The following is a 23,107-nucleotide window of genomic DNA, read 5'->3' on the forward strand; positions in this document are numbered from 1 at the left end:
CGGCCGTTACTGGGCTCGCTGTCTAGGCGCCGATCTCGGGCAGCTCGGGAACGTTGGTGTCGCCCGTGCGATCGCCGATGCAGATCTGCCACAGCTCGGTCCAGGTGCCATCGTCCTCGATCTTCTTAAGGAAGTCGTTGACAAAGGCGACGCCGTCGGAATCGAGCGGCAGGCCGATGCCGTAGGGCTCTTTGCTGCCGAAGGGCTTGCCGGCGATCTTGTACTTACCGGGCTCGCGGACCAGGGCGCTCTGCTGCATGTTGTTGTCGATGACGTAGGCGTCAACGCGGCCCTGCTGAAGTGCCTGGCGGGCCTCCTCGTCGGTCTTGAACTCCTGCTGGCTGGCCTTGGGGGCGAACTCCTCCAGGATGGCGGGGCCGTTGGAGCCGGACTGGACGGCGACGTTCTTGTCGGCCAGGTCGTCGACGCTCTTGATGTCGTCGTTGTCGGCGAGCACCAGGATGGCCTGCTGGGTGTAGTAGTAGGGACCGGCAAAGGAGACAAGCTTCTTGCGCTCATCGGTAATGGTGTAGGTGGCAAAGACGGCATCGACCTGGCCGTTCTGCAGGACGGACTCACGAGTGTCCGAGGTCACCTGGGTGATCTCGACCTTGTTCTCGCCCAGAATGTAGTTGGACAGGAGCTGCGCGATGCCGGCGTCGAAGCCACGGGTCTTGCCGTCCTTCTCGTTGAGGAGGGAGAAGAGCGTGGAGGTCTGAACGCCACCGATCTTAAAGACGCCGGCGTCCTTGACGGCCGTGGCCCAGGTGCTGGCGGCGATGGCGTCATCATCGGCCTTGGGGCCGTTGTCGACGAGCTTGTCGAATGCCTTGGCATCGAGCGTGGTGGAAGCCTCGGTGTCCTCGGGGCTCTTGGAGGAGCCGGCGGCGGAACCCTTGTCGGCCTCGGCGCTGGTGTCGGAGCAGCCGGCAAGACCAAGGCCGGCGACGGTTGCAAAGGTGGCGGCGATGAAGCCGCGACGGTCGAAAACGACCTGCTGGGAGAGGTTCTTGCTCATGGTAGAACACCTTTCTCAATAAAATCCCTAGCGGTTGAATAGAGTTATACCCTATCGCGCTCAAATGGGTCAACACGAAATAACTCAGAAACATACTTACCTTATGGGTAATTCTACCTACCAAAAAGGGACAGGTTTATTTTGGCAGGTTTTATCTGGGCAAACGTCGATTATTACAGCTGAGATAGCGTTTTGCGGACGGCATGGTCGCTCGCGGCGGTCGCTATAATGGCGGCACCGCGACATATATAAGTAAGGAGATCGCGTATGAACGGCTATTCGTTTTTCGCGCCGACCATGACTTAAAACTACCACAAAGGGGACGGGCACCTTTGTGGTGATTCTTGCGGATGTGGCGGCCTGCCTCGCTGTTTTGTCTCAATCTGTAACATCTGCAGCCATTTTTGCCGAGTAACTGTTACAGATTGAGATTTTCTCTTTAGGGGGACTTGAGTGTCTCGATCTGTAACATCTGGATGGACAAAAGCTCTCTATCTGTTACAGATTGAGACAAACAACAGGGGCAAAGACGGTTTGTCTAGATCTGTAACAATTGGGCGAGGATTTGTCCTCTAGGTGTTACAGATCGAGACAATTGAGTTGGGAAAATAAAAACCTCCGCAGGGGTGCTTCCCTTGCGGAGGTTTTTCTACTCGTTCAGCAGGCGTACCGCTTCGGCGGCCATGTTCTCGACCGTTATGCCGTTCTGAGCAAGCAACTCGTTGGGATCGTAGCGGTCGGGAAAGCCCTTGGCGATGCCAAAGGTGCGCGTGCGCACGGGCGTGCAGGACAAGTAGCACGCGACGCGCTCGCCCCAGCCACCGTCCAAGATGCCGTCCTCGAGGGTGACGACAACGCGATGCTCGGCGGCAAGGCCATCGAGAGACTCGCGGTCAAGCTCGGTTGCAAAGCGCGGGTTGACGAGCGTGGCCTCTATGCCGTATTCGGCAGCCAAGCGGTTTGTCACGCGCTCGCCCAGCTCAAAGAAATCGCCAAGCGCGAGCACGGCAACGTCGCGGCCCTGACGCACCACGTCGTAGCGAACGGCGCTGTAGTCGGTGTCCTCGGCGGGCGCCAAATCGGGGCGGCTAACCAGGCCAATGCCCGGAACGCGGATCGCCACGGGATGCTCGCGGTGGTCGAGCGACCAGCTCAGCATGGACAGGTATTCCTCCATGCAGGCCGGTGCCAGATAGCGCATGTTGGGAAGTCCGCCCAGCATGGATATATCAAAGAACGAGAGGTGCGTCTCGGAAGTGGTGCCAAAGATCGACGCGCCAAACACCAGGATGGTTGCGGGGGTGTCGTTGAGGCACAGGTCGTGCCACAACTCGTCGTAGGCGCGCTGCAAAAACGTGCCGTACACACCAAAGACTGGCTTGGCGCCCGAGCGCGCAAGCGCGGTGGCAAAGGTCACGGCGTGCTCCTCGGCAATGCCCACATCGACGAACTGTTTGCCGGCCGCGGCGCGAAGCTCGGGTGTAAAGCCCATGATGTAGGGCGTGGCGGCCGTGATGCCCACGACCTGCGGATCGCGCTCGATGGCGGCGCTGAGTGCCTCGCCCGTAATGTCGGCATAGGTGTGCGGCGCAGGCTCGCTCGGATGGCCCGGGCAGAGCTTGCGCCCGGTTGCCATGTCAAACGGACCCACATGGTGCCAGCGCTCGGGGTCGCTCTGGGCCGGCTCAAAGCCCTTGCCCTTGGCGGTGGAGACGTGCAGCACGATGGGATGATCGATATTGCGTAGTTCCTGCAGCGCGTCGACGAGGGCTAACACATCGTTACCGGCGTCCAGATAGCGGTAGTCGAGCCCCATCGCGCGGAAAACGTTGCGCTCACAGGTGCCGTTGCTGGCGCGCAGTTCGGCCAGATTGCGATACAGGCCACCGTGGTTTTCGGCGATGGACTGGTCGTTATCGTTGACGATGATGATCAAGTTGCTGTCGAGCTCGGCGGCGTTGTTAAAGCCCTCAAACGCCAGGCCGCCCGAAAGCGAGCCGTCGCCAATAACGGTAATGACGTTATACGTGTCGCCCGCCAGGTCACGAGCGTGCGCAAGGCCGCAGCCCAGGCTCACCGACGTGGAGGTATGGCCCATGGCAAACAGGTCGTGCTCGGACTCGTCGGGATTGGCAAAGCCAGAAGCCTCACCATAACGCTCCGGATCGATATAGGTGTACGCGCGCCCAGTCAGCGCCTTGTGGGCGTAGGTCTGGTGCGAAACGTCAAAGACAATCTTGTCGATGGGGGAGTTAAACACGCGATGAAGCGCAACCGTAAGCTCAACGACGCCCAGGTTGGGGGCAACGTGCCCACCGACGGCGGCGGAGCTTTCGAGGATTGCCTGGCGGATCTCGCCGCAGAGCAGCGGAAGCTCGGCGCGGTCGAGAGCCTTGACGTCCTCGGGCGTTGTCGTTTGCGTAAGCAGCATCGTTGTGGGTTACTCCATGCGAATCGAGCGCCGGCGCTCCCTCGGCCGGCACAATTGCACAAAACAGTCTCGCACATTTTGGCGTTTGATATGTGACGGCGGCGCGGTAATTCGCCAACTGGTGGGGCAAAACGTTTTGTCCGATGCCATACTGGTAGATTCGATGATGATTAATTCAATGCGTGCAGGCTGTGGCTTGTCGCCGTGAGTCGCTGGAAGGAGGCAGCATGTCCGATGTCGTTCGTGCCGAGAAAATCGCGCACGAGGTCGACTATGCCGCCCGTCAGCTCGCCCAGGCGGGCCGTCTGGACCTGACGCGCGAGTTTATCCAACATGGCGATGTGACAGTGTATACGCATGTGACCTCGGTAGCGCGGGCGAGCCTGTCCTTTGCCGAGCGCTTGGGCCGTGTCGGTATCTCGGTCGACCGCGCCTCGTTGCTGCGCGGAGCCCTGCTGCACGATTACTTTCTCTACGATTGGCACGATCCCGATCCGAGCCATCGGCTGCATGGCTTTCGGCATCCGTTTTTTGCCCTGGCGCGTGCGGAGGAAGATTTTGAGCTGACGTCGCGCGAGCGGAATATTATCGTGCGGCATATGTTTCCGCTGGTGCCGGTGCCGCCGACGTGTCGTGAGGCATGGATTGTGTGCCTGGCGGATAAATGGTGCGCTCTGCGCGAGACGGTCGCCGGCCGTCTGCCGCGCAAAGACGAGGCAGACGATGGCGTGAGTGAAGAATCGAGCGAAAAGAGGAGAGGGTAGACGGTGGGGACCGCGATCGACATGGCATTTGACGGCGCGACGCTTGCCGCCTGTCCGCTCTCGGCACTGGTGCTCTCGTTTGCCTTTTACGGGTTTTGCGGTTGGGCATGGGAGTCGACAGTCTGCGCCATGCTCAACCAAGGACGCTTTGCCAACAGCGGATTCTTGCTGGGGCCGTGTTGCCCTATCTATGGTGTGGGCGGCATAGCCTGCTGGCTTTTGCTGCGCGGGATTCCGGATGCCTCGAGCCAATTTGTCGCCGCGGCGCTTGTGTGCAGCGTGATTGAGTACAGTGTGGGCCTTCTTTTGGAAAAAACAACGGGCGCACGCTTTTGGGACTATTCGCACCTGCCGTTTAACTTGCACGGACGTATCTGCCTGTACTGGGCCTGCGCGTTTGGCCTGGGCGCGTTGTGCATTTGTCGTTTAGTGGAGCCGGCATTGCTGGGACTGCTTGGCCATCTGCCGGTGCTGATTGTGCGGCTGTCCGCCTTTATCGTCGCGGTTGCGATGATGGTCGACGCGGTGTTCTCTTTGGCCAGTTGGCGTCGCCTGTCCGATCAGCTGGAGCGTGTGCGCGCCGACCTTGCCGACCGCATCAATGAGTCGCTCGCCGATGCCTCGGACTCCATGCTCGAACGTATTCCCGATTCGACGATTGACTCGGTAGCGCAGACGCATATCCGTAGCCGCGCCGTTAACGCGTGGCTGGCCGAGCTGGGCGACGCGGCGCTCGATGCCCTTCGTGAGAAGGCTTCGATGCCGACGTTTATCTCGGATGGTGCTCGCGGCCTGGCGCTCGCTGCCCGCCGCGTCGCCGATGCCGCGCCGAGTATGCCGCGTCCATCGCTCAGTCGTCGCCTTGCCGGCAAGCGCATGAGCCGTCCGGTGCCGAGTGTGTCGCTCAGCCGTCGCGACCTGCGCTTTTTCAATGCTTTCCCGCGCTTGCGCATCAATCGCTACGAGGGCGTCATTCGAGCAACTAATCTCCGCGACCGCGCCCACGAGCTGTTTCGGCGCTAGCCGGGACGGGCACGCTCACGGCTCCCTTGCTCGCGTATTTCCCGTTCGTTTCGCGCCCGTTGCCGTGCCGTTTCCAAGATTGCGGCACCGTTTCCATTCGACAACGCAGCGTTTAACAACGCCGTCTCTGGTCTACACCAGTTGCCCCTCGGCCGCATTATGGGCGCCGACAACGTTCATGCGATCAAGGGGGAGCGAATGTACGATACGGGATCGACAACGTTTATGCTCATCTGCACCATGCTCGTGTTTTTAATGACACCGGGTCTGGCGTTTTTCTATGGTGGCCTGTCCAGGCGCAAAAATGTCATCAACACCATGCTCATGTGTTTTGGCGCCATTGGTCTGGTCGGTGTGCTGTGGATTTTTGCCGGCTGGTCGCTGGCCTACGGCGGCGACGGCTCGAGCCCGTTTATTGGAGGCCTTGACCAGCTGCTGTGCTTGCCGGTGCTCAACCAGGTGCTGCAGGCGGCCGAGGGCAATGCTGCGGACGGTGCCGTCTACCCTCAAATCATCAACATCACCTTCCAAATGGCGTTTGCCATGATCACGGCTGCTATCGTCACGGGCAGCCTGGCCGGCCGCGTTAAGTTTGGTGCCATGACGGCCTTCCTGGGCATTTGGCTGCTCGTGGTCTATGCGCCGCTCGCCCACATGGTCTGGGGCGGTGAGGGTTCCTTTATCGGCGACATCATCGGCGCGCTCGACTTTGCGGGCGGCGACGTGGTGCACATCTCGTCCGGTCTGACGGGCCTGATTCTCTGTTTAATGCTTGGCCGTCGTCGCGGCTTTGGCATGGTGAGCTACCGCCCGCATAACGTGCCGTTTGTGGCGCTGGGCGCCGGCCTGCTTTGGTTTGGCTGGTTTGGCTTTAACGGCGGCAGCGAGTTTAAGGCCGACGCCGTGGCGGCGCTCGCCATCCTCAACACCGTGACGGCCAGCGCGGCGGGCATGGTCTCGTGGCTTGTCGTCGAGCGCGTGCGCACCGGTCGCCCCACGCTGGTGGGTGCCAGCACCGGTCTGGTTGCGGGCCTTGTGGTGGTCACGCCGGGTGCGGGCTTTGTCGAGCCGTGGGCGGCGCTGGTCATGGGCCTGATCGTATCGCCTGTCTGCTACCTGGCTATCAGCCATCTTAAGACCAAGTTTGGCTACGACGATGCGCTCGACGCGTTTGGCTGCCACGGCATCGGCGGCATCTTGGGCGGCGTGCTCACGGGCCTGTTCTGCGTGCCGGAGCTCTCGTGGACCGGTAAGGGCGGCCTGTTCTACACGGGCGACGTGTCGCTGCTCATCTCGCAGATCTTGGGCATTGTGGTGACGGTCGCTCTTGTACTGGCGCTCGACTTGGTGATCGCTGCGGTGGTCAAGGCGCTGTTCCGCGGCAGCCTGCGCGTGGACGAGGCAGACGAGGCGCTGGGCCTGGATGCGAGTCAGCACGGCGAGAGCGCTTATCCTTCGTTCTCCGGACTCGATTAGCAGCACGGCTTTCCCAGACACCCGACCTTGCCCCTCAAACCGTCGCTTGCGTACCGAAGTACGCGGCGCTCCTCTTTCGGGGCAATCTCGGGCACCTCGAAAACCCGCGTCGTTGAATGGCAATTCATTTCTTTTATTGAGAGGAATTCACTATGAAGAAAATTACGGCGATTGTTCGTGCCGAGAAGCTTGAGGTTCTTAAAGATGCGCTGTTTGCTGCTGATGTTCGTGGCATGACTATTAACCAGGTGCAGGGCTGCGGTGCACAGCATGGCTGGAAGGAATACGTGCGCGGCAACGAGTTGCTTGTCAACACGATCCCTAAGGTACAGTTCACCCTTATCTGCGCCGATGAGCATGTCGACGGAATTGTCGACATCATCTGCAACGCCGCCCGCACCGGTGCCGTTGGAGACGGCAAGATCTGGGTCGAGCCGGTCGAGGATGTTATCCGCATCCGCACCGGCGAACACGGCCCCGCCGCGGTGTAGAATCGACCGCCTGACGGGTGTGCCTCTCTTGGGGCGCGCCCGTTCTCGTCTACAATATCGTGCAGACGAAGGAGGGGCATGCCCATGATCAAGATGTTTGCGAGTGACTTAGACGGAACGCTGCTGAACGCCCTGCACGAGGCAGATGAGACCATCCGCCGTGCCATTCGCGAGCTGACCGAGGCTGGCCTGCATGTGGTTCCCGCAACCGGGCGCTCAACGCTGCCGATCGGCGAGCATGGCTTTACAGGTCTGGCACTCGACGCCTGCTGCTCCAACGGATCCATCGTGCGCAACAGCCATGGCGAGGTGCTCAAGACCTGGACCATCGACCCACGGGTCACCGAGGAGCTGCTCAAGGCGTTTCCGGACATCTGTTTTGACTGCTCCACGCCCGATGGCATGTTCTCGAGCGGATCGTTCGAGATGCACCAGGCGGGCTTTAAAAAGGACAGTCCTATCAAGCGCATCGTGATGCGCGGCATGCGTGCACGTGGGGGGTATCACGAGGAGCAATATTTCGACCAGTCGATCGGTGACATCCTGCGCCATGACGTATGCAAGATCAATTGTCGCGTGACCTCGCCCGAGCTGGAGCGCGACCTTAAGGCGTATTTGGCCGAGCGCTCGGACCGCGTGGTCAACGCGCCGTTCGATCCGGTGATGTTCGAGATCACGGACGTGGCGTGCAACAAGGGTGAGAGCGTGGCCTGGCTGGCGGGCTACTACGGCATTGCCGAGGATGAGGTCGCGGTTTACGGCGACGGCGGCAACGACATCGCCATGCTCAAGCGTTTCCGTCACAGCTATGCGACCAAAAACGGCAGCGATGCCGCCAAGGCCGCCGCGAGCGCGACTATCGGCAGCTGCATGGTCCACGCCGTCCCCAAACACATGCTCGCCACCATGCGTAAGCAAAACTCCCGCACCATCATCGAATAATGTGACAAAGGGACTGTTCCTCTGTCACATTCCGGGGTTCTCGACTAGCCAATGCTCGTAGGCGCGTTGCATGAGCTCGGCCTTGTCGGCTTTTTTGCGGCAGCCCTTCTGCTCCTCGATGGCCAGCTCATAGGCATCGCTTTGCTCAAAAGCGCTGGTATCCCAAGCGCCGTGTTCAATGCGCGACCATACGGCATCGATGAGTTGTTCGAGCTCGGCAATGTCATCGGTGCTGGCGGTCGTCGAGAACGGCTGACGCAACTCATTCGTTGCCTTGTCGGGCTCGACATAGTAGTCGCCCATGGAAGTGACGGTGTAGCCATAAAACTCGGGTGACGCTTCGACCAGTAGTTTGTAAAACTTGAGCTGACGTTGGTAGCCTGCAGGGACTTCTTTGCCAAAGCCAGTCTTGTAGTCAACGATCTTTACCGTTTTAACTGCATCGTCAACGAGGAGCAGGTCGAGAAAACCAAAGAGCGGAGTTCCTTCGGTGGTCAGGCACTGCATATTCGCCTCTGTGACGCAGCGATAGCCATGCACATGCTCGACAAGCCAGGGGACGAATGCACGACAAATGCGTTCGAAGCGCTCCGAATAGCGATGGACGTCCTCGGGGGCAAAATCGAGCCACGAAATCTGCTGGCGATACTCGGCCTCAATTGTCTCAATCGCCGCCTCGCCATCGGCTGCCATTCTATTAACGATCTCCTCGAACATCGCGTGAACGATGGTGCCGAATTCAGTTTGGATCGTGGGTGCTGTGGGCAGGCGCACAATCTGCTTTTCAGGGAAGTGCAGACTATTTGCGCATCCAGGCTCGTACGTCACAAAGTTGTTGAGCGCTGTGGCAGAAAGAAACTTCACGTCGGTATGAGGTTCCAAAAGCGCGCGGAGCTCGGGCGTATCAAACACGTAGTTGTCGCGCCACTCGGTTTCGATTGCAACGCTGAGCTGGTCTGCCTCAGCAGAAACTTCGCAAGAGTTGATAAGCCCCGTGAGCTCCTGCAAAGCCAACCCGCCGGCGCGGTACAGCTCGAGGTGTCGCTTAGCGCGTGTGATGGCGACAAACAGCAGGCGACGCGCGTCGTCGTTGTCCTTTTCATCGCGAATAAGCAGGTTGGACGGGTACAAGCTCATGCCGCCGGCGCCTTTGTGCCAAGTGGAGTCGTCGGCATCGAGCAAGTAGACGCAGTCGAACTCCAGGCCCTTAGAGCTATGGGCGCTGGTGAGGCGAACAGCTCCCGGCGCACCGAGGTTGATCGATGCGTCGATGCTCACGCCAAACTTTTGAGCGGCGTCGAGTTTGTCGACAATATCGGGCAGTCGAAGCGTGCGTCCCATGCGGCGCGCGTCTCCCATCTCCCCCTCAGCAAAGGCAAGCAAGGCGCGGATGCCGGCATTGAATTCGGCGGCGCCCAGCGGATCCTGTTTTTTATGATCCTGATAATAGCCAAGGCTGCGTTCGACAATCTTAAAGAGCAACGCTCTGACCGGGGAGGCGCCGGCTTCGGCCGCCCACTGCACAAGGTCGTCGTGCAGCTCTTTAACGCGGGCGCTATTGCTCTCGCGCATGGCGGCCATCCAGTCGCCGCGATGCTCGCGCTTGGCGCTGAGCGCAAACGTCACGGACGAAGGATGGTCGCCGCCCAGCTCGGCGGCACAGACAATCTGCGGAAGATAGCTGCTGGCGAGCTCCTGCTGCCCGCGAGCAAGCGCGGTAACGCAGCGCAACAGTGCCAACGTCGTCTGCATGCGCTCGGAGGCAAAGAGATTTTGTCGTTCGCGATAGGAAAACGGCACGTTCTCCTTAACGAGGAAGGGAATCAGCGAGCGCAATGCGGCGTGTTTGGCAGAGATGACTGCAATTCCTTCATTGGGATCTTCGCAGTCATCGAGGTAGCCAGCATCAATCCTCCGCCTAATGCTCGCGGCAACGGCGGCGTATTCCTCGGCTTTGCCGGTGTAGACGTTCTCGCTAAAGCTGACCTGATCGCCTTGAGGCTTAAAGGCTTCGATTGACTTATTCGAGCTGGCGTTGAGGCGATATTCAATTTGCCGTGCGATAGCTTGACCAAGCTCAACGATGGCGGGCGTGGAGCGATAGTTGGTTTTGAGCACGATGCTCCGGGGCGAGAACTCGGCCGCAAACTGGTTAGCACATTCGATTGTGGCGCCCTGAAAACGCATGATGGCCTGATCGTCATCGCCGACGGCCATGATATTGGGCGCATCGACGCCGTCGCAGAGCAGCTCGATGATGCGCATCTGGGCGCCATTGGTGTCCTGGAATTCGTCGACCTGAATATAGGTATAGGTGTCCTGGAGCACTTGGCGCAACGCGTTGTTGTGCTCGACAGCGTTAACAAAGTCGCCGATCATGTCGTCGTAATCGTAGAGATGGTGCTGGTCGAGCTCGCTCTGGTAGCGACGCGCGACGTCGCAAGCGGTCTTAAGTCGCTCGCTCTGCTCCGCAATCTTAAAGGTGCGTCCCTGCGAGTTGCTGCCTCCAAAGAAGACATCGCGCACCTTGGTGTACCCCGACGACTTTCCCTTCTCGTCAATAAGTTCGGTGCGGCGAACGGTGTCGCGCAACTCAAGAATGTACGGCACGTACGTGCCGGCAGGACAGTCGATAGGGCGGGTGAGCGATGTAGGCGCCATGGCGCAGACACGCTCAACCTCTTCCTCAAAGCGTTCGGCCAACGCGGCGCTTGCCCTTCCACAGACGAGCGTAAGCAGCTCGGAATGTTCGGTGAGCCAGGTAGCGGCGTCGATATTCTGCTGCGTGATGGCGCTCAGCGTGTCGTAGTCCAGGCCACTGCGTTTGATTTTGGAGACAAAGCCGATCATCTTACCGATGTTTTGCGCAGGCATATCAGGTGACCCTCCGCCTAGCGGAGAACCAAAGGGCAGCGATTTGAGCAGCCGATCAAAAATCTCTTGCTGGTGCAGGCTGGTAACAAGCGTGTCGGTCGAAGGGCGTACGAAGTACTCGGGATAGCGCGACCTTATGCTGCTTGCAAATCCGTGGAACGTACTGACTTCGATGCCGTAGGCGTCGCGGCCGATGAGCTCAATCAGGCGTTTGCGCATGGCTTCCGCGCCCGCCTCGGTATAGGTGAGGCAGAGGATGTTGCTAGGGGCGGCGTCGCGTTTGGCCAAGATGTTCGCCGCGCGCAGGCTCAGCAGCTGCGTCTTGCCGGTGCCGGGGCCGGCAATGACGAGCAACGGACCATCTAGGCATTCGACGGCCTCGCGCTGTTCGGGATTCAGGCGCTCGAACGATACGTTAAAGTTGGGGGTCATGTTCATGGCAGTACTACCTGTCTTCCTGGTAGAGCGCACGCGTGCTATCGAGATAGTCAAGATACGTATCGATGGCACTTTGAGGTTGAACGATCTTAATGAAGGTGCTGAGTTGCAGCAGCCAGCCAAAGAACTGAGGCGACAGCGGGGCTTTGACGGTCGCCAACAGGCGCCCATCCTGGTTCTCAAACACAACGGCATCGAGCCCGAACTTGTCGATGAGCGGGTTCATTGCGCGGTCATCGAGTTCCAGCACCACGGTGGTCTTATCGGCCGCATAGACTCCAAACGATGGCGAAACGTGGTCCTCGAGCACATAGCCTGCGATACGCGGATCTTTGGTCGCGGACTCTTCGGATACCGCAACATCGAGCATGCGATCGACGCGATAAGGCGTGAACGGCTGATGACCCGAGCCGGCATTGGCCCATTTATCTCTAAATCCAATCATGTAATAGAGTTCGTCGGAGTAGATAAGGCGCACAGGTGTGAGCTCGTAGGTCTTTCCGTCATGATTAAGGGCCTTTTGCTTGGCGGCGTCGTAGTGGAAGTAACGAAACCGAATCTTGCGTTTTTCGCGCATAGCCTGCTGAATCAAGTCGATGTTGAGCAGGGCATCAGAGTTTTGCATCTTCACGCGCGAAGGCACGTCGACACGCTTGTGCATCAGTTCGCGTTCGCCCAGGCTGGCGAGGCTCTGCAGCTTGCCGATGAGGTGGTCGGTCAACTCATCGGTCAAAAACGGCGAACTCTGCACGGCGTCAACAAGCATGATGAGCTCTTGCAGGTCGAGCGGGCGTGAGACCAGGGCCCATTCCCTGCCACCGCGCTGGTCGATGTTGAGCCCAAAGTCGCGAAGCGTTTGCAGGTCGCGATAGATGGCCTTTCGCTCTGCCTCAAGGTCGTGATAGGCGAGCTCCTCGATAATCTGCTGCGTTGTGAGTCCGTGCGTGCTGTCGGTCTTTTCCATCAAGGTTTTAAGCAGGAACAGAAGCCTGAGCTTTTGATTTGGTCTGTTCGCCACGTTGTCTCCTTTCGCCGGCAGGGTACCAACCGGAGATACAAAACAAGACCCGTTATTGGGACTCATTGTAGTCCGCGCGACCGTAGTATTCGCAGCAATAAGAGCTCGAATAGGGCGAAAGGTGGTTAAACGGAAATCGGCGGTTTGGCTGGATGGTGTGACATGCGCTCTATTGGCTTGGGGCCGGTTCCGGTTTACAAGGATCAGAACAGGAGAAATGCGATGGCAGACATCAAAGTCTTTGCCGAGAATCTTGAGGACTCAACCAAGGAGCAGATCGAGGAGATTTCCAGCTGCCCGGCGTTTGAAGGCGCCAAGATCCGCATCATGCCCGATGCCCATAAGGGCAAGGGCTGCGTGATTGGCTTTACGGCAAACTTGGGCGACAAGGTGATTCCCAACCTGGTGGGGGTCGACATCGGATGCGGGATGTACTGCGTGCCGCTTGCGGAAACCATCGCGCGCGACGACCTCATTCAGTTCAATCGCGATGTGAAGCGCGCGGTGCCCACGGGCTTTAGCCTTCATCGCGATCCTGCCTGCGTACTCGCGGACTTTGACATGGAGTCGCGCGATTGGCTTCAGGACAAGCGCAAGGTTGAGCGCTCCATGGGCACGCTGGGCGGCGGCAATCACTTCATTGAACTCGACGAGGACGAGGATGGGTGCCAATATCTGGTCGTGCACACCGGCTCGCGCAACATGGGCAAGCAGACGGCGGAGCATCATCAGGCTCTGGCGCAGAAGACGTGCACGGCGGATATCCCCGACGAGCTTAAGTATCTCGTGGGAGATCTTTCTGCCGAGTATCTCGTCGATATGCATAACTGCCAGCGCTTCTCGAATCAGAACCGCAAGGCGATTGTCGCACAGATTATTGAGCGTACGGGAATTCGGCTCGACGGAGACGGCTTTACCACCATGCACAACTACATCTCGGAAGGCGGCATGATTCGCAAGGGCGCCATTAGCGCTCATGCGGGCGAGATGGTGCTGATTCCGTTCAACATGCGCGACGGTGCCGTTATTGCACGCGGCAAGGGAAACGAGGACTGGAACTGTTCGGCGCCGCACGGGACGGGTCGCGCGATGAGCCGCGCCAAAGCGTTCCAAACGCTCGACACCAGGTCGTTCGTTAACGAGATGCGCGATGCCGGCATCTACTGTCCGAGTGCATGCGAGACGACGCTCGATGAGTCGCCCGAAGCGTATAAGCCTGCGGATGATGTACTGAGACTCATGGACCCGACGGTTGATGTTATTCACCGACTCAAGCCGATTTGGAATTTTAAGGCTACTGGTAAGCGTGGTAGGCGTTAGGAGGGTTGCGATGACGCTAAAGATGGACTCCAGGGACGACCGAATTGGCCGTTCTGTGAGTTTGGGCGAGATAATGGGCCTGCCAGGCGTTATGCCGCCGACAGATGCGAGCCAGCGTGGTTGGATTCGTGAAGAACGGGGCGATGGCGGCTTTGACATAAGCCGTTTCCATGATCGACTGACTTCCGGGCTCGATCATGCCATGGAAACATCGGTGTTCGAGGTCCTACAGGTATTGAAGACTGGTATGCCTGTTGATGACATCCTGGGCGGCGGTATTGGACTAGGCAAGCTTAGCGTGATTGGCGGCGCGCATGAAGACGTTTCGAACGTACTGGCGCATGCGGTTTTATGCCTGAGCGAGCAGTGCACTGTGCTCTACATGCCGATGCGGGAGTGTGAAGAGGACGCGATCGCCCGGCTTATTCGCGCCGAGATGGATGACAAGGTGTCAGAGGATCCTGAGGAACGACAGGTCGAGGCGATTCGCGCAACGATACGCCTCAAGCAGCGCAACCTAGGCATTTTTGTTGAGGACAACATGACCATGGACCTTTTAACGAGTTGGCTGCTCGGCGACCAGGCGTGGAATAGGGCGGTGCTAAAGGACGTCGTGGTCGTAATTGACGGACTCGAGATGCTCGACGACAACCGCCCGATAAATGCGATCCTGCGCGACCTGCGCAACATGCTCAGCCCAACGGCGGCGATCTTAGCAGGCTGCTTTGCGGTGGAGGACAGGGACAACGATGCGGCATTCGCCGAGACCCACTGCAATGCAGATGCTCTGGTCCGCATAAGTTCCGATGGCATGGAGCCGTCCTGCACGCGAGCCTTCGGCTGAGGTCATAGCCAATAACAACTGCTCGGCCAGCAGCGCGTCTAGCAGCAGAAAATGACCGCTCACAGCCAAAGAGAAACTACTGGGCGGGTCAAGAATTATCATCAATATTAGGCGTTATGTTCTGTCGGCAGTATGTCTGAACAGTTCTGGGAAGGAGTTCACATGAGTCGTCAAGAAATGTTTTTTAATCCGGTGATGGAAGAGGTCAATGGCGTAAATAAAATGGTGATGCCTTACGTGAAAGATGCGGAGCGAACGGCTGACCCATATCAGTTTGACCTGGACCAGAACGGCGTGCCTCTTTTTACGGATAAAAACATCGCCTTTGTCAACGGCATGGTTGAGAACGACTCGAATTACAACCAGACGGATAAAGATGAGGTCCGCGAAATATTCAAAGGCATGTTTGTTGGCAACGCGCATGAGCGAATGGCGTGCATAGGAAGAGCAGTTTACGAAATTGATAATGAAAACTCGACCCATTTAACTGCCGTTGGCAGGCATAAGGTCGACGACATCATGAAAAAGCTCGATCTGAAGCCAATGACTGTGGAGAAGATGTCCGATGATGGTGAAGGGGAAAAGACGATAACCGGTGGTGTACTTTTTACGTCTCAGATTATTGCTGGCATCGAAGGGCTTAGGGAGAGGTTAAGCGTAGGCGACGACCAGCTTGTCACTGACATTTCGAAAGCTTCGAAAACCTACCTGAATGAGGCTCATGTGGCAGATATTAACAAGATTAATTTCTCGTTTGCCACAAAGTTTTGCCATTGGACTTGCCAGTATTTGAAGTTGGGCGATAAGTATTGCATTTACGATAAAGTCGTTGCCAGCGTTCTCCCATATTTCGTTGATAACTATGCGAGCGGGGAGCTGGCTAGTTGGAAATGTTGCAGGATGAAGAGGACAAAGGGGGCCAAGGGCGGTCAAGAACTCGTAAGTACAATCGAGAATTACAAAAAAGATGATGATGGATATACCAAGTATAGGAACTTGTACGACGCCGTTCTCGAGGGTATCAACAAATGGCGCTCTGAAAATAATCAGAATGGCGAAATTGGCTACCGCGAAGTTGACCGCTTAATTTGGTATTACTTCAAGGGCGCAAGTGGCAAGCGTATCAAGCAGGCTTTGGCTTCAATCGATTATTAGGGGTGCTAGCAAATATTGCATGAAATAGTCCTCGTCCTACCTTTTGGGCGAGGACTATTTGTTCGTTTGGATATCGAGGCTATTTTCTGGCAGAATGCCTCGAAGGTTCTGGCCTGAGATGCGGAGAACCTTGGTATCCTCCTCCGAGCCGCGCGTGGCTCGAGCCTCCGTCGGTGGGGTGCTGTGAATGCTGCGTTGCCGGAAGAGCTGGTGTCGTCACTGTTTGCCGCCTTTGAAGTCCCGCCCAAATGATTCATCATCGCGCGCGATGCCGATATATATCCAGCCAGCCAGGCTCGTTCTCTTTGTTGTCGGTGCACTCTTCTAGCAGGTCTTCTATCCGGTCCAGTTCGATCGCTTGTAAGGTTGTGCATGCTTCCGGCAAAGGTTGCGTTGCTTTCTTCGCCCTGAATACGGGCGACAGCATCAGGTTCGTGCGCGCCCATCCGGCAAAGCAGCTGCCGTAGGGGATAGAGCCACATCTGATCTGCCCATCGCCATCGGGATACAGGCAGTCCAATTTCGAGTTTGCTACCAGGCAATAACAAGGTCCTGGCGTCCATGGTCGGCAGTCGATTTCAAGAATATCGCCCTTTTTGTACGGCGTGGGCAGGTCGACATATGCCCCCTTAAACCATGGCCCAAAAATTTCGCCCACAATGCAGTCGCGCACCTCGCCACATTCCCCCACTTCCTCTCTGCAGAGGTATTGAATTTCGCCCGAGATGTTTGCGTAGTAAGTGTAGTCCGGCTGTAGAAAGCCGTCGTATGGATATGAACAGCTCGGGTCGTTGGCAAGGTTGAACAGCTCGATCATCCAGTATGAGGACGATAAGTCTGTCATTTCGCTCCATTTGCCTGCGTATGCCTCCATTGCCGCAAGGGCGGCCTGCCACGATGCCACGGGGAAGGGGCCATGCGTGATGGCGGATCCTACTTCGTTGTCGACAAAGCTAATTTCGCTAATAAGCAGCGTCTTTCCGTTTCCGTTGACGGCCTTTAGCGCGTCCAAGCAGTCATCGATGTAGTCGATACATTCTTCTGGATCGTACCAATGAAAGGTGTTGTCTGACGAGTTGCGCTCGTCAGCAACCAGCCTGCTGAGCATCTTCCGTTTGCGGTTGATTTCTATCGACGCGCCACCGATGATTTGCGCGTAATGATTGCCACTCAGTAGCTGTGGATTATGCAACAAATGCTCTCGTAACTCCGGAGATTCGATGAGGTTGATTATTTCTTCGTACATGATGGCCTCCGGGTTATCGGCGTAACCCCTCGTGGATTCGGACATGACGACCTCTATTCAAATAGCTGCGGATACTTTTTCTTGAGCGGCGCCTGATCCAGACGTAGCTCTTCCAGGTTGCGCTTTGCCTTGGACTCCATCCTTATGGTGTCGATAAACGCTACAAGTGAGTCGACATACAGGTCGCCGCGCAGATATGCCTGGGCTGCGACTAAAATCCGTTGTTCGTCTTCGAGTGGCTTGCGGTAGTACTCGAGATTTAGGTAGAGCGGCTCCGGTTCGCCGATGTAGAGGGGAAACGTCTCGTTGCAGGTAATCGAGCAGCCAGTGGCACGCATGTTGCTGATATCTCCTGCATGGCGATAGTGCTCGAGGCGCTGCTGCGCATGATCAAGCCATTCGTCAGAACGGTCTACCTGCCGAAGCTCTGCCTCAAGCTGTGTCCGGTCCCACGTGGACAGATCGAGCAACGTGAACGGCTCGCGGGCACTGCCTTGTGGCGTCCAGACGATATCGCCGGTGTGGAACGGCGTGGGGATATCGACCCAGATGAACTCGAATGCGATCTCCCAATCGTTCTCAACGGGGCCGGCGGAAGGACAATAGACGGAAAGGGCCTCGCCTTTACCGTTCACCATGAGCCAATCTTCCCGGCGATGTTCTTCGTCGGCATCGAGCGGGCACCGGGTGATGCGTACGCGTGCCTCTGGACGGCTCGCCAGTTCATCATCACTGCGCAACGCCTCGGCACATTTCTCATAACAGCTGAATGGCGCGCCGAAGGCCCCACAAAGTTGCCCGTCGGGCACAATCTCCTCTTCATATTGATAAACGTAGCCCGTCCCACTCGCAAACGCATCGACGCACCGCTTGTTGTAATCGATTGTCCAGCGCAAAAAAGTATGGAAATCGGGGATGGCCGGCCTTCCAAGACCGGCATGGGTTGCCTCCAGCGAACAATTGGGCATAGTTCGGGCGATCTCCTGCCAAGCTTCGCATTTCTGATCGAGCGTGGCGGTCTTCGAAAACCAAACCAGATAGGCGGCCTCAATGGTGTTGGGTTGAAAATTGATGCGGCGGAGATGCTCCCGAATGTCCCGGGAGTCCACAAAATCCAAGATGTCCATGGCTAGCTCCTCTTTGTTTCGAATCGCTCCGGCGGGGTTATCGCATCATCGAACAGCTCCGGATAGCGGATTTTGAGCCCGCCGTCTTCCCCTTCAAACCGCTCGGCTTTTTTCTTGACCAGCGCCTGCAGCTCGCAAAGACTTGATAGCGCAATTAGTGAGTCAAGACCCAGATTGCCGTCGAGATATGCCCGCACGCCGTACAGAATTCTCGCCTCCGGCTTGAGCGGGGTACGGCAGTATTCCATATCGAGAAGAAAACAACTCGGCTCTCCGATATAGACGGGGTACTCCAGGGGATATTCAATCTGACAGCCGTAGGCGTACATGTCGCTCGTATCGCCATTTTGCCGATGGTGCCTGAGCAGGTCGTCGGCCTTTTTTGCGGCGCATTCCCTGTAGGTGGAAGCCGGAAGCTCATCTATGACCCGCTGCGTGGTCCATGTCTGCATATTGAGAAGCAGTATGGGGTCGCCAGGGTCGCCGTGACAACAGATGATGTCGCCGGCGTGGAATGGCGTCGGGATGTCAAACCACATCAACTCAAAAGCGAAAGTGGGGTCTTCGCCCTCGCGTTCCATGTCGATGCAGCTCAGCTGGCAGTCCATAATTTCGCCTTTTGCGTTGAGCATGAGCCTGTCGGCGGCATAGTAGTCTTCGTCCGGATCGATCGGGCGGCGCGTTATTTCTATCGAGGTAGGATTTTCCTCCTCAAGCTCATTCCAGATTGCCTCGAAACATTTTTCGTAGCTGGTGTAGGGGCCATAATTGCACCCGCTCTCATGGGGACTTCCCGTCTTGTCCTCAAAGAAATACATGTGCTTGCCAGGCTGTTTGAACCGGGCGATTTTCTTGCGCTCCCATCTGATGACGTCGCGAAGAAAGACATGGAAGTTGGGGATATTGAACGTGCCGTATCGCCTGCTCATCGCACAATTGGGCATGTTTTCGAGAATCTTTTGCCAGGCCTCAATCTTCTGTTGCAGCGTCTTCTCGTTCGAATGGTCGACGATGAACGCCGCCTCGGGCGTGGTGGGCTCGTAGCCGATGCCTTCCAAATGCTCTCTGATATCGGGCGAGTCGAGAAACTCGAGAATGTTCGAACGTATGGCGTTGACGCCGGCGCCGGCCGATGTGCGATATGGCTGCAAGCAGTCGTGTACGACCGATCCATCCGACCAATGTTTGCCACAGTCGGGGTATGGTTGCGGCGAATATCAGCGAGGCTTGAGCGCGTGGGCGGTCGTGTAAGTCTTCGGCGGTATAGAGCTTAATCTGCCAGAATGATTCGGACCAATCTTCATCGGGGTCGTCATCGACGTATTGCTTCATGAGGGTTCGAGCGGCATCCCAAGAGGCAACGGGGAAGGGGCCATCAAAGGTGTCGTGCCCGCGCTCGTCTTCACTGTAAAACACGCCGGAGACCAGCAAGATACCGAGGTCACGGTCAACGTTGTAAAGCATATCGAGTGCAGTGTCGAGTTGTTCGAGGCCGGAGTCAATCGCTTCAGCGTAATCCGATGAGACCTCTTTGCGAAGCTGCTCGAGCATGGTCCGTTTTTCGTCGAGCGTCTTGAGGGAGCCGCCGATGGTTTTACAGAGGGAGCCATCTGCCATTCCCATGTGTTTGAACATATGAGCACGCAGCTCATCGTCCTTGATGCAACTGCAAACGAGCTCCCTGCCGGCATCGGTGATCACGGTATCTGCTTGGCTGTCCATTGCAACCTCCAATTCGGTCGTTGCCGTTAGCATCCATCAGAGGTTGTGCTTTGTGGTCCCATTAACGGGTCTGATATGAATCTCGCGTCAAACATACTTTTGGAAACGCACTGGTACATGAGTGTGCGCGTACTGAAAGGACAATCGGTAGTGGCGTTTCAAAAACTAAGCGTAACTGGTGCAACCTCCCTCTAAGAAGGGATCGGCCGTCGCATCGAACAGTTCTGGGTAGCGGTCCTTGAGCCAGCTGTCTGCGTCCTCGAAGCCACGCGCCTTTTTCTCCGCCAGCGCCTGTAGCTCGCATGCGCTGGCCATTGCGGCGAGCGAATCAACCGCCAGGTCGCCTTTGACATATGCCCTGACGCCGTAAAGGATTCGCTCCTCTGACTTGAGCGGCTTGCGGTAATAGTCGATGTCCAAAAGAAAGCCCTCAGGCTCCCCAATGTAGAAGGGGAAATGCAAGGCGGATGAGACTTGGCAGCCGTAGGCGTACATGTCGCTGGTGTCGCCGTCATATCGGTGCCAGCGCAATAGCTTGTCGGCCTTTTGAACGAGGCGCTCTTTGTAGACGGAGGAGGCCAGCTCTTTGTCGACTCGTTCGGATCCCCAAGTTTGCAGGTCAAACAGCACCATCGGCTTGTCGGGGCGTTGGAGGTTGCAGACGATGTCTCCGGCATGGAAAGGCGTCGGGATATCAAACCACATGTCCTCGAAATCGCTGGCGGTGCCCGCCTCGTCCCACTCGCTTTTGTTGCGGTAATCGCAAGACATTACTTCGCCGTTCGCATTGAGTAAGACCATGTCGTCGGCATAGTGGTCTTCTTCTGGGTCGATGGGACGACGGGTGATCCTGATGGCTTTGGGATCGTCACCGTCGAGCTCTTTCCAGATGGCATCGAAGCACTTTTGATAACTGCTGTACGGGCCGTAAAGATAGCCGACCTGCCCGCGCCAGTCCCACGAGTAGTCCTCAAAGAAGTACAGGCTTTGACCGTCCGTCCTTTTAAGGTGCGCGAGTTTTCGTTTCTCCTGTTTGATGACATTGCGCAGAAAGGCATGGAAGTCCGGGATGACGACCGTGTCGTTTCTGCGGTTCATGGTGCAATTGGGCATATTGTCGATGATCTTTTGCCAGCCTTCGAGCTTTTGCTGCAGCGTTGCTTTATGCGAGCAATTGACAATGAAAGCCGCTACGGGCGTGGTGAGCTCGTAGTTGATTCGTTGAAGATGCTCCTTAATACTTTGCGAGTCTAAAAACTCGAAGATGTCCGGACGAGTATCCAGCTCGCTTTGGTTGGCGGGCTTGCGATACGGCTGAAGGCAGTCATGTCCGACCGAGCCTTCGGACCATTGCTTGCCGTAGTCGGGGTTGTCGTGCAGCATCTGCGAAAGCTCGAGCATAAAAGCGCAGTCGTCCGGCAGCTCACCGGTGTAGCACTCGGCGGTGTAGAGGGCGGAGGGGATGAAGGGGTCCAGGAGACTGTCGCTGTAGGTGCCGGATGAAAGTGAACCCTCCTTAACGCCGTGATCTTTACTAGGCCCTGCGCACCAGATCTGTCCCCGGAGCGTGTGCTCGTAGTCGTTTTCGAGCACAATGGCAAAGCGAGGCCCGTGATCAAAGGGGCGACCGTCGATTTTGAGGATGTCGCCTGGGACCCACGGCGTATAGATGGGTTCGTTGCTGTCGCAGAACAGTTTGCTATCGTTTCGCCAGGCGCTTTCGACATACGATTTGCGAGTGCGGTTATTGCGCTGATCGCGGAGAAATATAAGCTCGCCATCCTTGGTTGCCGCAAACGCCAGGGAGGACTGCGCCGTTTGATGTTCGTGAAGGTCTTCTGGGGTGTATAGGTCGATCTTCCAGTACGATTCGGACCAGTCGTCTTCAGGATACTCTTCGATGTAGCGCTTCATGAGTGCCTGCGCGGCCTCCCACGATGCGGTGGGGAAGGGACCGTCGAGGGCGTCGGCGTCGCGCTCCTCCTCGTTGTAGACCATGACGTGCAGTAGGAGGATTCCGCGGTCGCGCTCGATGTTGTGGAGCATATCGAGTGCGCTGTTGAGCTGGGCGAGATGCGAATCGATATCTTCGACCAGCTCCGGCGAAACCTCCTTGCGGAGTTGCTCGAGCATGGTGCGTTTTTCATCAAGCGTCTTAAGAGAGCCGGCGATGATTGGCGCTGGCCAGTATAGGTATTTACGCATGTGGTCGCGCAGCTCTTGGCTCTTGATGCAGCTGAGGACGAGGTCCTTGCCGGCATCGGTGATGCCATCGCATGCCTGATTGTTCATGTCGGCCTCCTTATCGATCATTACCGGCATGATGAAACGGGCGTGGCGATTGTTGGTCCCATTAACGGGACCAAGCAGCGGCTCGATGTGGCAAAGGGACTGCCCCTTCGTCGCATCCAAATATTGCCTTTACGTGTTGATGCACACGGTGTGCAATAATACTCGCACTGTGCAATAGCGCACAGGCAGAGTAACAAGGAGGACGCTTGTCCCAGCTCGAGAAATGCGATCGCCGGTCCCTTCGCTCGCAGCGTGCCCTTCGCCAGGCACTTGCCAGCGAGCTTGCCGAAAGCGGCGACCTTTCGCGCATTAACGTCGCGTCGCTCACCGAGCGCGCCGGTCTTACGCGCCGTACGTTCTATTCGCACTACCGCGATATCCCCGACTTTATCAATCAAATCGAGGACGGCTTGCTGGCCGAGATCCGTGAGCGTATTGAGCTCATCACCGCAGCTCGGCTGCCCGATCTTTATCACAACATCGATGAGCTCGAGCCGGCGCCCGGTTCGGTTGAGCTACTGCGTTATCTTGCGGCCAACCGCGACTTGATCGGTGCTCTGCTGGGTCCGGGCGGCGACCAGGCCTTCATTAAAAGGATTATCGACACCGCGCGTGAGGCTGTGGTGCCGCGTGCACAGACGGGCATTTTGGGCCTGGCGCTGGGCACGTTCTTTGACTACTACGTCACCTACGTCGTGAGTGCCGAGGTCGGCATGATTCAGCGCTGGTTTGAGCGTGGGCTCACCGAATCGCCCGAGGCCATGGCGCGCATGATGACGGTGCTCGCTTTTGTGCGTCCTGGTGACCTGTATGGCCAACCCATCGATATCAACGTGCCGGAATACGGCATGAAGCTATTGAACTTGCAGCTCGAGGACGCGGCCGACACCGCTGTAACCGTCGAGTCCAACAACTAAGAGGAGAGA

18 protein-coding genes are annotated in these 23,107 nt (G+C 57.3%); 9 read left to right on the forward strand and 9 right to left on the reverse strand.

The window, feature by feature from the left end:
• Positions 1–22 precede the first annotated feature (22 nt).
• Entirely contained in the window at positions 23–1,018 is a 996-nt protein-coding gene (locus ACTQ48_RS00105) for a glutamate ABC transporter substrate-binding protein (RefSeq protein ID WP_154514875.1), read from the reverse strand.
• A 649-nt stretch (positions 1,019–1,667) separates the two neighbouring features.
• Positions 1,668–3,449 (reverse strand): 1-deoxy-D-xylulose-5-phosphate synthase, encoded by a 1,782-nt coding sequence (locus ACTQ48_RS00110; RefSeq protein WP_441569832.1) that lies wholly within the window; start codon positions 3,447–3,449, stop codon positions 1,668–1,670.
• Positions 3,450–3,676: 227 nt separating this feature from the next.
• On the opposite strand from ACTQ48_RS00110, the gene ACTQ48_RS00115 reads away from it, so the two are divergent.
• The 5 genes from ACTQ48_RS00115 (at position 3,677) to ACTQ48_RS00135 (ending at position 8,145) form a co-directional block, all read left to right on the forward strand.
• A complete protein-coding gene (locus ACTQ48_RS00115) occupies positions 3,677–4,213 on the forward strand; it encodes an HD domain-containing protein (RefSeq protein WP_441569833.1) in 537 nt (178 codons plus the stop codon).
• Positions 4,214–4,216: 3 nt separating this feature from the next.
• Entirely contained in the window at positions 4,217–5,236 is a 1,020-nt protein-coding gene (locus ACTQ48_RS00120; protein ID WP_427795541.1) for a putative ABC transporter permease, read from the forward strand.
• Between the two features lie 198 nt (positions 5,237–5,434).
• A complete protein-coding gene (locus tag ACTQ48_RS00125) occupies positions 5,435–6,712 on the forward strand; it encodes an ammonium transporter (RefSeq protein WP_441569834.1) in 1,278 nt (425 codons plus the stop codon).
• 152 nt (positions 6,713–6,864) lie between these two features.
• The gene (locus ACTQ48_RS00130) at positions 6,865–7,203 is read left to right on the forward strand and encodes a P-II family nitrogen regulator (protein ID WP_117775909.1); all 339 of its coding nucleotides are present in this window, start codon (positions 6,865–6,867) and stop codon (positions 7,201–7,203) included.
• 84 nt (positions 7,204–7,287) lie between these two features.
• Positions 7,288–8,145 (forward strand): HAD-IIB family hydrolase, encoded by an 858-nt coding sequence (locus tag ACTQ48_RS00135; protein WP_441569835.1) that lies wholly within the window; start codon positions 7,288–7,290, stop codon positions 8,143–8,145.
• 24 nt (positions 8,146–8,169) lie between these two features.
• Here the strand turns inward: ACTQ48_RS00135 and ACTQ48_RS00140 are convergent, their stop codons facing one another.
• Positions 8,170–11,457 carry an ATP-dependent helicase gene (locus ACTQ48_RS00140; RefSeq protein WP_441569836.1) on the reverse strand — a complete coding sequence of 1,096 codons (3,288 nt, stop codon included), beginning with the start codon at positions 11,455–11,457 and terminating at the stop codon, positions 8,170–8,172.
• A 7-nt stretch (positions 11,458–11,464) separates the two neighbouring features.
• Positions 11,465–12,475 (reverse strand): helix-turn-helix transcriptional regulator, encoded by a 1,011-nt coding sequence (locus ACTQ48_RS00145; protein ID WP_441569837.1) that lies wholly within the window; start codon positions 12,473–12,475, stop codon positions 11,465–11,467.
• 222 nt (positions 12,476–12,697) lie between these two features.
• Between ACTQ48_RS00145 and ACTQ48_RS00150 the strand changes: the two genes are divergently transcribed.
• The 3 genes from ACTQ48_RS00150 (at position 12,698) to ACTQ48_RS00160 (ending at position 15,794) form a co-directional block, all read left to right on the forward strand.
• A complete protein-coding gene (locus ACTQ48_RS00150) occupies positions 12,698–13,795 on the forward strand; it encodes an RtcB family protein (protein WP_441049061.1) in 1,098 nt (365 codons plus the stop codon).
• Positions 13,796–13,805: 10 nt separating this feature from the next.
• Positions 13,806–14,639 carry a hypothetical protein gene (locus ACTQ48_RS00155; protein WP_441569838.1) on the forward strand — a complete coding sequence of 278 codons (834 nt, stop codon included), beginning with the start codon at positions 13,806–13,808 and terminating at the stop codon, positions 14,637–14,639.
• Between the two features lie 162 nt (positions 14,640–14,801).
• Positions 14,802–15,794 carry a hypothetical protein gene (locus tag ACTQ48_RS00160; RefSeq protein ID WP_441569839.1) on the forward strand — a complete coding sequence of 331 codons (993 nt, stop codon included), beginning with the start codon at positions 14,802–14,804 and terminating at the stop codon, positions 15,792–15,794.
• Between the two features lie 256 nt (positions 15,795–16,050).
• Here ACTQ48_RS00160 and ACTQ48_RS00165 read toward each other — a convergent pair whose 3' ends face one another.
• The 5 genes from ACTQ48_RS00165 to ACTQ48_RS00185 form a co-directional block, all read right to left on the reverse strand.
• On the reverse strand, positions 16,051–17,085 hold the full coding sequence (locus tag ACTQ48_RS00165; protein WP_441569840.1) for a hypothetical protein: 1,035 nt from the start codon (positions 17,083–17,085) through the stop codon (positions 16,051–16,053).
• Positions 17,086–17,093: 8 nt separating this feature from the next.
• The gene (locus ACTQ48_RS00170) at positions 17,094–18,167 is read right to left on the reverse strand and encodes a hypothetical protein (protein WP_441569841.1); all 1,074 of its coding nucleotides are present in this window, start codon (positions 18,165–18,167) and stop codon (positions 17,094–17,096) included.
• Between the two features lie 2 nt (positions 18,168–18,169).
• The gene (locus ACTQ48_RS00175) at positions 18,170–19,225 is read right to left on the reverse strand and encodes a hypothetical protein (protein WP_441569842.1); all 1,056 of its coding nucleotides are present in this window, start codon (positions 19,223–19,225) and stop codon (positions 18,170–18,172) included.
• Complete coding sequence (locus ACTQ48_RS00180; RefSeq protein WP_441569843.1) at positions 19,137–19,889, reverse strand: hypothetical protein; 753 nt, start codon at positions 19,887–19,889, stop codon at positions 19,137–19,139. Before ACTQ48_RS00180 ends, ACTQ48_RS00175 begins: the two co-directional genes overlap by 89 nt.
• 165 nt (positions 19,890–20,054) lie before the next feature.
• Positions 20,055–22,181, reverse strand: a complete 2,127-nt coding sequence (locus ACTQ48_RS00185) for a hypothetical protein (protein WP_441569844.1) — start codon at positions 22,179–22,181, stop codon at positions 20,055–20,057.
• Positions 22,182–22,387: 206 nt separating this feature from the next.
• On the opposite strand from ACTQ48_RS00185, the gene ACTQ48_RS00190 reads away from it, so the two are divergent.
• Positions 22,388–23,098, forward strand: coding sequence for a TetR/AcrR family transcriptional regulator (locus ACTQ48_RS00190; protein ID WP_154514843.1), 711 nt, complete (start codon positions 22,388–22,390; stop codon positions 23,096–23,098).
• The last annotated feature ends 9 nt before the right edge of the window (positions 23,099–23,107 follow it).

Origin of the sequence: Collinsella sp. Sow4_E3 (assembly GCF_052116285.1) — a bacterium.
Classification (GTDB): Bacteria; Actinomycetota; Coriobacteriia; order Coriobacteriales; family Coriobacteriaceae; genus Collinsella.

What these genes read in the sequence shown, in the direction of transcription:
- ACTQ48_RS00105 (WP_154514875.1), bottom strand. Translation starts at nt 1,018, where the DNA reads ATGAGCAAGAACCTCTCCCAGCAGGTCGTTTTCGACCGTCGCGGCTTC.
- ACTQ48_RS00110 (WP_441569832.1), bottom strand. Translation starts at nt 3,449, where the DNA reads ATGCTGCTTACGCAAACGACAACGCCCGAGGACGTCAAGGCTCTCGAC.
- ACTQ48_RS00115 (WP_441569833.1), top strand. Translation starts at nt 3,677, where the DNA reads ATGTCCGATGTCGTTCGTGCCGAGAAAATCGCGCACGAGGTCGACTAT.
- ACTQ48_RS00125 (WP_441569834.1), top strand. Translation starts at nt 5,435, where the DNA reads ATGTACGATACGGGATCGACAACGTTTATGCTCATCTGCACCATGCTC.
- ACTQ48_RS00130 (WP_117775909.1), top strand. Translation starts at nt 6,865, where the DNA reads ATGAAGAAAATTACGGCGATTGTTCGTGCCGAGAAGCTTGAGGTTCTT.
- ACTQ48_RS00135 (WP_441569835.1), top strand. Translation starts at nt 7,288, where the DNA reads ATGATCAAGATGTTTGCGAGTGACTTAGACGGAACGCTGCTGAACGCC.
- ACTQ48_RS00140 (WP_441569836.1), bottom strand. Translation starts at nt 11,457, where the DNA reads ATGAACATGACCCCCAACTTTAACGTATCGTTCGAGCGCCTGAATCCC.
- ACTQ48_RS00150 (WP_441049061.1), top strand. Translation starts at nt 12,698, where the DNA reads ATGGCAGACATCAAAGTCTTTGCCGAGAATCTTGAGGACTCAACCAAG.
- ACTQ48_RS00155 (WP_441569838.1), top strand. Translation starts at nt 13,806, where the DNA reads ATGACGCTAAAGATGGACTCCAGGGACGACCGAATTGGCCGTTCTGTG.
- ACTQ48_RS00160 (WP_441569839.1), top strand. Translation starts at nt 14,802, where the DNA reads ATGAGTCGTCAAGAAATGTTTTTTAATCCGGTGATGGAAGAGGTCAAT.
- ACTQ48_RS00165 (WP_441569840.1), bottom strand. Translation starts at nt 17,085, where the DNA reads ATGTCCGAATCCACGAGGGGTTACGCCGATAACCCGGAGGCCATCATG.
- ACTQ48_RS00170 (WP_441569841.1), bottom strand. Translation starts at nt 18,167, where the DNA reads ATGGACATCTTGGATTTTGTGGACTCCCGGGACATTCGGGAGCATCTC.
- ACTQ48_RS00180 (WP_441569843.1), bottom strand. Translation starts at nt 19,889, where the DNA reads ATGGACAGCCAAGCAGATACCGTGATCACCGATGCCGGCAGGGAGCTC.
- ACTQ48_RS00185 (WP_441569844.1), bottom strand. Translation starts at nt 22,181, where the DNA reads ATGAACAATCAGGCATGCGATGGCATCACCGATGCCGGCAAGGACCTC.